Source organism: Pseudomonas sp. HMSC063H08, assembly GCF_001813645.1.
Lineage (GTDB): Bacteria > Pseudomonadota > Gammaproteobacteria > Pseudomonadales > Pseudomonadaceae > Pseudomonas > Pseudomonas aeruginosa.
In genome coordinates this window covers 1-829 of record NZ_KV813410.1, presented here as the reverse complement: position 1 = coordinate 829, position 829 = coordinate 1, and the positions used below count along the sequence as shown (strand labels likewise).

The window sequence follows — 829 nt, the reverse complement described above, 5'->3', positions numbered from 1 at the left end:
CCAGCGGCTGGTCGGGATCGCCTTCGAGGAAGTCCACCAGCACTTCCATGCCGACCCGCGGAATGACGATGCCGCCATAGCCGTTGCCGGCCCAACCGCTGGCTACGCGTAGCCAGCAACTGCTCTTGTCGTCGCCCTGGCCCTCGCGGTCCCAGTGGAACTGCACCCTGACCCGGCCGTAGCGGTCGCAGTGGATTTCCTCGCCTGGCGGGCCGGTCACCACCGCGGTCTGGCTGCCCAGCACGCGCGGCTTCGGGTGCTCCAGCGGCGGGCGGAAGAACACCTCCCAGGGCGTGGCGAGGAAGCGGTTGCGGTAGCCCTGCTGGAAGTCGTCCGTGCTGGCCGACGTGTCGGAGGTAACGTTCTCTTCCAGCACCTGCGGCTGCTTGCCTTCGTGGAAGATTTCGCTGAGCAGCCACAGGTCGTTCCACTCCGCGCGCGGGTGCTCGGCGATCTCCAGGAAGTGCCCGCTGACCAGCAGCGGCTGGTCGCTGACCCCTTCGCCCAGGCGCCGGTCGGCGCGGTGCCGCTCCAGGGCGCGCTGGTTGAGCAGCTTGCCGCGCTGGCGATCGACGAAGCGACCGGGGTAGTCGTAGTCCTCCAGGTCCGGCTCGGCCGGGGCGTCGGCAGCGGGGCGATTGCCGGCCTCCAGCAGCAGCCGCGGCTTCTCGAAGTCGTAGTCGCGGCGAGTGGTGCGCGTGGTGCGGCTGGCCAGGCGCAGGCTGAAGCGCTTGATCACCGGTTCGTCGGCGACCAGCCCGCTGTCGTGCACGTAGGCGGTGGGACGGCCCAGGCGGGGGAACACCGTCTGGTCGTCGCCGAACACCAG

At 70.1% G+C, this 829-nt stretch carries 1 protein-coding gene; it reads right to left on the bottom strand.

The genetic code is table 11. The features are described 5' to 3' along the window. The coding region (gene tssI, locus HMPREF2924_RS08970) for a type VI secretion system tip protein TssI/VgrG (protein ID WP_141765530.1) at positions 1–829 on the bottom strand (829 nt) is incomplete at both ends.